The sequence below is a fragment of the Rickettsia gravesii BWI-1 genome, assembly GCF_000485845.1.
In the GTDB taxonomy this organism is placed as follows: domain Bacteria; phylum Pseudomonadota; class Alphaproteobacteria; order Rickettsiales; family Rickettsiaceae; genus Rickettsia; species Rickettsia rickettsii.
On sequence record NZ_AWXL01000026.1, the window covers coordinates 37,921 to 47,957 of the forward strand.

The following is a 10,037-nucleotide window of genomic DNA, read 5'->3' on the forward strand; positions in this document are numbered from 1 at the left end:
ACCTATAAAACACAAAAAATTTTTTAAGTAAAAAATTTAATTTATTTTAGGAGAATGAATAATGTGAAATAATACACAATTTTTAGATCTAATGAAATCCTATATGAATCCAGAATTTTATATGAGTTCTATGAAAAATATCCCTAGTGTAGATCTTGCATCTATCACAAATACAATACAAAGAGCTATGAATATTCTTTTAATAACTAACCAAATTGCTACAGAAAGCATGCAATCTTTGCTTAAGAAAAATTCCGAAATTATACAAAATAATGTTAATACTATTTTGAATACTACTAAAGAAGCAGCAACTTCTAAAGATTTCAAACAAGCTAGTGAATGTCATCAAAAATGTTTAAAATCTATTTATGAAACATCTATGGATAATGCTAAGGAATTAGCAAGTATTGCTTATGAGTCTTCAACCAAAATATTAGAAGCTGCAAATAAGCACATTGCCGAAAATGTTCATCATGCTTCTAATAATATGCAAAATATGGCAAAACAAGTACAAAAAAACTTCAACAAGAAATCTGCTTAATTTTCAACCTCATGAGCTAAGCGACTGAAGGCGTTGTTACATGGACGAAAAATGCGTTTGATGTCATTCCCGCGCAAGCGGGAATCCAGAAAAAAGCGAAATTATTTGAGCTTTTAATATAAAAAATTAAATATATTTATATCTTTTAGCTACTGGATTCCTGCTTTCGCAGGAATGACATAGTGGAAATCTCCTCTCAGTTGCTCGCCTTTCTGTTTAACCAATTTTGTAAATAAGATTCTGCTAGTTCCTGATCTTCTATAATAATTACATTTTCAGCATTACGTTTATCGGCAGCAGCCGTGAAATTAAACGAACCGGTTATTACTTTCTTTTTATCAATAATTATAATTTTATTATGAGCGATTCCCGGTACTTTATCTATACCTACATCAATTTTTGCTCGTTGTAATTCATGTAATTTAGAAAATTTTTGCTTTAAATTACTACGATCAAGCAATATTCTAACCTTTACTCCTCGCGCTTGTGCATTAATAAGTGCAGTAGTAATTAACGCATCGCTCATACCGTATGCCTGCATATAAATAGATTCTTCAGCTTTATCTATCTGATTGGCTATAAACTTAGTACAACCGGCAGGCGGAGTAAAACATGTACTAACTTTACTTCTTGAAAGCTCTGAAATATTGTAATGCTTTATTTGCAGAGCAGATAAAACTAATGATTTTTGACTTATTAGATTAGTAAAATAATCCGGATTCTGTCCATAAATACCTAAAGCAATTCCCAAGATAAAGGCAATAGATATTTCTATAAATTTATTATTTTTTCTCTTCATAACTTATTTATATTTTAGGCGTTGCATAGATCGGCTTTTCCGTCATTGCGAAGAAAATTACAAAGTAATTGACGAAGCAATCTCATGAGATTGCCACGCAGCCTATGGCTGCTCGCAATGACGATTTAGTATCCCCACAAACAACACCTACTTCCTACGTAACTTCCTGGAGCTTCTTCAATAGCCTCTAGATTCTGATAATCTAAAGAATCTACTAGCTTATTATCATTATTTTTTATAAGCCAATAATTCCACCATGAGCCTTTATATTCCGTAGCTTTCATAAGCCACTCATGACTACTTAAACTTAAGTCGTCATTAAGCCGATAATTATATTTAGCACTAGCGGGAGGGTTAATTACACCTGCTACATGCCCCTACATGCCCTAAATCCGTGAGACAAAAAATCTTATGTCCGTTTAATAATTTTACTCCATCATATATTGAACGCCATGGAGCTATATGATCTTCTTTTCTTTTGCGGCTACAAAAAAAGAGTTACAATCAACTTTTCCAAGATCTATTTTTGTTCCGAGTACCTCTAAATGATTAGACTCTTTTAGCAAGTTATTGCAATATGTATTTTGTAAATATTCCTCATACATTTTTGCCGGCAAGTTAGTAGAATCCGCATTCCAATATAGCAAATCAAAAGGCATCGTTTTTTTACCGAGTAAGTAATTATTGACAAAAAATGTCCAAATTAAATCATTAGCCCTTAGTAAACTAAAGCTATTTGATAAATATTACCCATCAAAATAGCCTTTTAGTTTTATATCTTCCTTAATATAGTTAATCGTAGCTTCATTAAAAAATATTCCAAGCTCGCCGGGATGAGTATAATCAAGCAAAATAGTAAAGAAAGTAGCACTATGAACGGAATTTATTTTTTTGCTTTGAAGTAGGCAATAATTATAGCAAGGAATGTACCTCCCATGCAATATCCGACAAAATCAATTTTCTCAAAACTAAGATTTCTAACATACTCAAAAGTACTCAAAAGGTGCTAAAATACCGTCTTTTAAATAATCCTCGAAGCCTTTTTCCGATAGAAAGATATCAGGATTAACCCATGAAATAAGAAAAACTTGAAAATTATTTTCTACTAAGAAAGATACTAAAGAATTATGCGGAGATAAATCGAGTATATAATATTTATTTATACATGGCGGAATAATAAATATCGGAATCTTATGAACTTTCTCTTTCGACTCATAACATATTAATTGCATTAAATCATTTTGGAATATAACTTTTCCTTTTGTCGCCGTAATATTTTTACCGAGTTTAAAAGCAAATTTATCGGTAGTTTTAATATATCACCTGAACTTTTTATATCTCTTAAGAAATTTTCTAGCCCTTGTACTAAATTTTGCCCGCCGCTTTCTAATGTCTCACGCAAAACTTTTGGATTACAAAAAGCAAAATTTGAAGGTGAAAACGCATCGATAAAACGTTTAGTTGCAAACTCTAAATGTTGCTTGAGATCATTTGATAGCTCATACTGTTCTATATTCTTCTTAAGCCACTCGCTAGATAGTAAATAATATTGTTTAACAAAGTCAAAATAAGCATTATCCTCCCATGAAGAATCTTTAAATCTTTTATCTCGATTATCCGGAGAAAATACAGCTTTTGCCGAACTACCGACAAATTTTGCAAAGCTATTCGCTGTAAGCTCTCTTAACTTATCAATATATTCAATATTAAGCTGACAAAATTTTTCAGGATTTGCCCAAAATTGTTCTACCATTAAAGAGGCTATAATTCTGTTTTTATCACTATCAATTAGGCTCCTAGGGATCATACTCCCCCTACCTTGCATGAAATGCGAAATAAGCTCTTGACATTTATCGGCAATTTCTTTGAAATTATTAATTATCGTCTCGTGCGGGATGTTATACATGTTTAGTTCCAAGATATTTCAAAAAATTAACAATTAATATAAACAGTAGACGAAGTTTAATTTGGAAAAGAGCAAGGCGTTTCATATTTTTGGACCGCAGCGTACATACTAGTACGTGAGGATCAAAAAATATGAAACAACGACGCCAATTTTTCAAATTAAACAAGTATACCTTATATCTTTAAACTATTCCAAATACTATTAACCTTGTCGATAACTTCCTGACTCATTTCTATTTTTTTACCCCATTTTCTATTTGTCTCAGGGTATATTTTATCGGTTGCATCTATTCCCATTTTACTACCAAGGCCTGACTCAGGAGATGCAAAATCCAAATAATCTATCGGGGAATTATCTATAAAGCTCGTATCACGCCTTGGATCGCTTCTTGTTGCTATTGCCCAAATTACTTCTTGCCAATTACGAATATCAATATCGTCATCTACAACTATAATAAACTTACTATACATAAAGTGCCGTAAGTAAGACCAAATCCCAAGCATTATTCTTTTAGCATGACCGGGATAGGATTTTTTAATCGATACTACCGCAACTCTATATGAACAACCTTCAGGTGGAAGCCAAAAATCGACTATTTCCGGAAATTGTTGCTGCAATATAGGAATAAAAATTTCATTTAATGCTTCACCTAAGATTGATGGCTCATCAGGCGGTTTTCCTGTATAGGTGCTTAAATATACTGGATTTTTCTTCATCGTTATTGCGGTAACCGTAAATACAGGAAATTCTTCAACATCATTATAATATCCGGTGTGATCCCCAAAAGGACCTTCAGGCAAATACTCCTCTAAACTTACATAGCCTTCCAGCACTATTTCACTATGTGTAGGTACTTTGAGGTCAATAGTTTTGCATTGTACCAACTCTACTTTTTCATTACCGAGTAAACCAGCAAAATTATACTCCGAGATATTCTCAGGTGTCGGCGTAACTGCTGCCAAAGTTACCGCTGGGTTTGCCCCGATAACGATAGCAGCAGGAAAAGGTTCTTTTTTTGCTTCTTTCCAACGTTTATGATGCTCTGCTCCGCCCCGTAACTTTAACCAACGCATCAATAGCTTATTTTCTGAAATAACCTGCATTCTATATATGCCAAGGTTGTAATTATCGATTTTATCTTTTGTTGGACCTTTAGTAACTACTATACCCCAAGTAATTAAAGGCGAAATATCATCAGACCAACATCTTTGGATCGGCAATATATTGATATTCGGTTTGTCAATGACGATTTCATGACAAGCTGCTTTTGATACGGTTTTAGGAGACATAGCAAATATACGCTTAGCAAGCGGTAACATTGACAATGTTTCTTTAAAAGATACGGGAGGTTGCGGCTGTTTAAGGAATGCTAGTAAAACGCCAAGTTCTCTTAATTCTCTGGGTGACTTAAGTTTAAGCCCCATACAAATACGATTTATACTAGCATAAAGATTAGTTAGAACAGGTATGTCGGACTTAATGCCGTCGACTTTTATAACATTTTCAAAAAGTAATGCAGGTCCGCCTTGTGCTAATACTCTTCTACTAATTTCAGTAATCTCTAAGTCAGTTTTAACCTCAAGAGCAATACGCTTTAACTCACCGTTTTTTTCTAAAAATTTTAAAAACTCCGGTAAATCTTTAAAGCTCATAGTTTTATTTTTTTGTTTATAATGTGCGGCTTATTTTATCGTCATTGCGAGCAGCCATAGGCTGCGTGGCAATCTCATTAAATATCCTGAGATTACTTCGTAATTTCCTCGCAATGAATATACGGTATGACCTGATGGATTTCGCTACTTACTAAAATTAGCTTTTACCTGCATATCATTCTGAATAATTGTGTAGTTAATTAGCTCGTCAATTATAGAATTTTTAATATTATATATTATATTTTTTTCTGAATTGACATGAATATTTTTAGCTGTTAATTCATCGATACTTCTAGATTTAATATGTGCAAAATATACTTCATCACCTACTTGAAATACAGGCGTATTACTTCCTATTTTAGTATTAAAAATTGATAATACTATTTCAGGAGTTAGTGTTAGATCATTTTCCATTTCGGATCTAATATAGCTTTTTTTGCTTATTTTTATTCCGGTAGCTTTAAGCTCTTTTATGTTCTCTTGATCTGAATTATATTCCTTTGCTAAATCCTTGATAATTTTTAAGTTTACATCTGCAATATTCCGCTTTATCCAAGCTTTATTTACCTGCTCTTTAATAGTATCAAATTCAGGTATTTTTGCCGGCTGAATAGATTTTAATTCTACCAATATAAGATAGCTTTTATCCTCTGTTCCTATAGGATAAGATAATTCACCTTCCGAAAGCTCAAAAATACTATCGGCATTTTCAGCAATTATTTTATCTTCAATAAGCTCTGCATAACTGATATAGTTAACGTTTTGTATCGGTAGCTTATATTTTTCGGCAATTTCAACTAAGCTAGAACCGGCTGCCGTCTCATCTTCCAGCTTTTTAGTAAACTCCATATTAAGTATGTCGATTTTTTGAGCCTTTAATAAATCATGTAATTGTTTTTGTACCGCTTCAAAACTTTGATCACCGAATTCATCTTTATTTTCATTATAAAATTCTAACAACTCATCTTGAGTAACTGAGACTTTTAAATCCTTAATATTAGCTTTAATATAAGAAAAGCTGCGTTTCTCAGGTACTTCAAACGCGGTTTTATTATCTTGGTAAAAATCCTTTAATTGCTGACCGGTAGGAGTAGGGATTTGTAAATCTTTCGGTTTATTTTGTAAATCTATTTGTATTAATTCTACTTCTCTTTTTTCAGCCATATAATCTACTATATTGTCAATCATAGCTTTAGGAACATAGAAACTTTTTACAAAAGTACCGACAAAAATATTTTTTAGAGCTTTTTCTTTGAAGTTTAATAAATATTTTTCTTCATCCATATAAGAATTTCTAAAATAAGTTTTAAAAATTTTTATATTGAAAATACCTTGCTCATTTTTAAAAACTGGTGATTCTTTAACTAAAATTTTAACTGTATCATCACTTAGATCTAAGTCATAATAACTCACTAAATAATCTAAGACATTATCGTAAACAAGCCTTTTTAGGATTCGGTTATCAATACTTAACTGTGCTATTTCTTCATCCGTTAAACTTGTTCCAGTTTGCTTACTTATAGCATTAATTTCTAAAGATTTTGCTCTCAAAAAATCTTCCTGGGAGATATTTTTCACATGAGAAAAAGTAACAATATCGCCGCTTCTTCTTCCGTTTAATACATCTTTAATACCAAAGCCGACAAAAGCAAAAGCTATCATTGCAAATAAAACCCGCATTATAAAACTATCGGCAGTTTTTCTAATATTATCTAACATAATTTTTTATTTAAGTTTTTATCGTCATTGCGAGGAAATTACGAAGTAAGTGACGAAGCAATCTCAGGATATTTGACGAAATTGCCACGTCGCTTCGCTCCTCGCAATGACGCTTCTCAAGACTACATTATAAAGCAAAAAAGCCTATATAGTCAAACTATATAGGCTTTTTTTATGATTATAGAACGGTTAATTAAAAATTAACACGAACTTTTACACTACCTTGCTGAGCGAAATACTTACTTCCGATATTGGTATCGTAGTTAATCCCGTATTCCATCATTTTATGCTTAGCAGTAACACCGACACCGACATCAAAACTTGTTTTGCTTTGCTTAAAGCTGTTGGTTGGGAGAGGAGCAGTCATACCTTGTAATCTTGCATCAATAGCCGGAACTTTATTCTTGAATGCATAATCGACCATTGCGTAAAGCTCAGGTATTAGCACTATTTCATTGACATTGATATTACTTGATACTTTAGCACCGAGTAAACCGTCGAAAGTATTATAGTTCTTGCCTTTAACGGTAAGATTTTGGTAAGTAGTACCGGTTTCCTTATAGCCCTTATCTTTGATAGTCGAATATCTAAGCCCAGCTAGCGGTGTTAAGTTAATGTTCTCAGGCATCATATAGGTATAACCAGCCATTAACTGACCTGTATAGCTTTCGGATTTATACTTACCGTTTGCATTTTGATAACCAACAGTCTTTAGTGCCGTTGCAATAACACGTCTTGATTTGCTTCTTATCTTATTATCTGAGTAAGATGCTATAGCTTCAACGAAGAGATTTTCATAAGGTACATTATATAAACCGTATAAAGAATATATGTTGCTCTCTACCTTATTCTTATCGCCCGTTTTATTATTTTTTAGCTTAATGTCAGTATCGGCTCTTGTATATGCAAGTCCGAGTGCTAGATCATCGCTAACGAAGTCGTCAAAACCTATAGTACCACCAGTTGTATCAGACTTATAACCACTTATATTGTTACACATCTTCTGCGTTGCATTACCGACAAACGGGCTTACCCACGCACCAAACTTAGCATCCATATCTTCATCACCGGAAGAAACAGGACCTTTATTCGCTACTTGTACTTTATCCATTCTAGCATTTAGAGCAGTTATATTACTTGATATATTACTCACTACAACTTGATTATTAACGGCAGCTATAGTATCGCTAGGTTTTACAACATCTTGCATGAGGTGAGTTGTAGCATCTGCTTCCTGTAGCGGTGTCATTAGACCAAAGTTATTGAAAGCTTGACGTGCATCTGAACCATTGGGAGCATCCTCCATTAACTCAAGCGATTTCTTTATATTTGCAGCATTTGGGATATTTGCAAGCGGTCCACCCGGTTTAAAATCTTCATCTATAACATCTGCAGCTATATCCTCTGTAAATAACGTTAAAGTCAATGCATCAAAAGTAAAGTCAACAAAACGGTTGTCATTATTAATAGTTATTTTAACATTCTCTTTAGGAGTAGGCTTTAAACCACCTGCTGTTTCTGCAGATATTACCGTATATTTTGTATCTGGGCTTATATTATTAATGTCGAAATTAGTAGCAGTAACAACAAGTGCTAAAGTTGAAACCCATGATAAATCAAGAGTACTACCTGATTTAATTAAGATATTACCACCTGACTTAGCTGCTCCGTCAAAAGTAGTATTTAAGGTTAGCGTATCGGTAAAGCTACCAGTGCCAGTATATGTTACTTGATTTGCACCTAAAGTAAGTGTAGTACCGCTACCTGTTATATTACTATTAAAGGCTAGGCTATTGCCGAAATTAATAGTAGCATTGTTAGCTACAAAGCTGGTAGCCGTTACATTTTTAGCAAAATTAGTGATAGAACCTTTGGCTAAAGTAACCGCACCTGTATTAGTGAATGTATCGGCAAAACTTGTAGTACCGCCAAGTGTCGCCGTACCTTTTGCATTAACACTGCTTGCAAAACTTGTAGCACCTGCCGTTGTGATATCACCAACCGAATTAGCCGCAGTCCCTACAACACCGCTAACACTACCACCATTCGCGAAGTTTAGCTTCAGAGCCTGACCACCGGTTTTATTTATGCTGCCTGTTAAGTTAAAGTTTGCAGGTAATGTTAAAGTATTTGTGCCTGTACCTTGGATTTCGCCGATTTTAACGTCACCGCCTTTGGCAATAGTTACATTTCCTGCACCTACTTTTAACATAGCAATCCCATTTACGCTATTAAGATTACTTGCACCTAAAACTATTAACGTACCGTTATTAATACCGCCGATATTTTGGACTGCTCCCACAACATTTACATTATTATTTAATGTTACCGTACCGTTTTTTGTATTAAAATCTAAGAAACCGCCAATATTACCGGTTTGAGTTAATTGAACAGCATCATTAAGTAAAACTACATTTGCCGTAGTAGCTCCAAGTTCTAATTGACCTGTAATATCAAGCACTATATTTGTTGTATTAAAAGTAGTACCTGCCGCGCCTAAATCTCCCGCTCCTTTGAAAACTATAGTTTGTAACTTATGAGCTCCACCAAACGCCTTGCCTCCGGCTATCGTTAATTTTTTTCCTGCAGTTACAGAATTTAATGTTACTATACCCTCATCGTCATTATCAGGATCTATATTCGCACCTAGTGTGATCGTACGGTCGTTTCCTGAACTATTTTGTAATATTAATTGAGCATCCGCATGTGCAAATTGAATATTTCCTGCCAGTACATTTAAATTACCATTATTTGCATCAATTGTATAAGTAGCATCGTTTATTTGTATAGCACCAGCATTAAATGCTGTACTACTAGTAAAATCTGCATTATTGTTAATAAGCACGTTCTGTATACCTTCTAAATTTACATCGTCGGTTATTGTAACGGCATTATAAATACGTAAAGTGTTAAATTTATTACCGCCTCCATCACCGATATTTCTAGCGGTACCTGCTACATTACTCCCGATATTCAGGCCATTAACCCCACCATCAAAGACTACATCACCTTCATTAGCACCGGGAGCTACTAAATCAGCTGCTAATAATATATTTTTTACTCCGACTCCGGTTAAGTTAGAAAGTACTAAAGCAGAATCTAGAGCTCCAAAATTAATATCTTGAGCATTTAATATAGTAACATCACCAGCACTTGCATCAATTGCAAAAAGATTACCGGCTCCAATATTGATTTCTGCAACTGTTCCTATAGTTGAATGATATGCAGTAAGTGACTTTGTATTAACATTTAATATAGCGTTATTGCCGTTTGCTATAGCTCCTTTAAAATAATAAGGGATTGTGTTACCACCACCATCAAGAGGTCCGTTAAACTCTAAAGTACTCCCGACTCCAAAATCTATATTATTCGCAGCTAGGCTTCCTCCAGCTTGTAATGTTATTCCTGCTCCTACATTCA

General features: G+C 33.8%; 8 protein-coding genes and 1 pseudogene. 1 reads left to right on the top strand and 8 read right to left on the bottom strand.

Going from position 1 to position 10,037, the window contains the following annotated elements:
- Positions 1-91 precede the first annotated feature (91 nt).
- A complete protein-coding gene (locus tag RGRA_RS09825) occupies positions 92-541 on the top strand; it encodes a phasin family protein (protein ID WP_236609861.1) in 450 nt (149 codons plus the stop codon).
- 196 nt (positions 542-737) lie between these two features.
- On the opposite strand, the gene pld is transcribed toward RGRA_RS09825, so the two are convergent.
- The 8 genes and pseudogenes from pld to RGRA_RS0107810 all read right to left on the bottom strand — a co-directional run.
- Positions 738-1,340, bottom strand: a complete 603-nt coding sequence (pld, locus tag RGRA_RS0107775) for a phospholipase D (protein ID WP_017442703.1) — start codon at positions 1,338-1,340, stop codon at positions 738-740.
- Between the two features lie 125 nt (positions 1,341-1,465).
- Entirely contained in the window at positions 1,466-1,624 is a 159-nt protein-coding gene (locus tag RGRA_RS13975) for a hypothetical protein (protein WP_017442704.1), read from the bottom strand.
- 174 nt (positions 1,625-1,798) lie between these two features.
- A complete protein-coding gene (locus RGRA_RS13980; protein ID WP_017442705.1) occupies positions 1,799-1,999 on the bottom strand; it encodes a hypothetical protein in 201 nt (66 codons plus the stop codon).
- 87 nt (positions 2,000-2,086) lie between these two features.
- Complete coding sequence (locus tag RGRA_RS13985) at positions 2,087-2,281, bottom strand: hypothetical protein (RefSeq protein WP_236609862.1); 195 nt, start codon at positions 2,279-2,281, stop codon at positions 2,087-2,089.
- 45 nt (positions 2,282-2,326) lie between these two features.
- Positions 2,327-3,246 (bottom strand): annotated as a pseudogene (locus RGRA_RS13995) (poly(3-hydroxyalkanoate) synthetase).
- Between the two features lie 173 nt (positions 3,247-3,419).
- A complete protein-coding gene (locus RGRA_RS0107800; RefSeq protein ID WP_017442708.1) occupies positions 3,420-4,898 on the bottom strand; it encodes a UbiD family decarboxylase in 1,479 nt (492 codons plus the stop codon).
- A gap of 144 nt (positions 4,899-5,042) precedes the next feature.
- Positions 5,043-6,617 (bottom strand): peptidylprolyl isomerase, encoded by a 1,575-nt coding sequence (locus tag RGRA_RS0107805; RefSeq protein WP_017442709.1) that lies wholly within the window; start codon positions 6,615-6,617, stop codon positions 5,043-5,045.
- 193 nt (positions 6,618-6,810) lie between these two features.
- Positions 6,811-10,037 (bottom strand): autotransporter outer membrane beta-barrel domain-containing protein (locus RGRA_RS0107810; protein WP_024547405.1); only part of this gene is annotated, 3,227 nt, incomplete at its 5' end.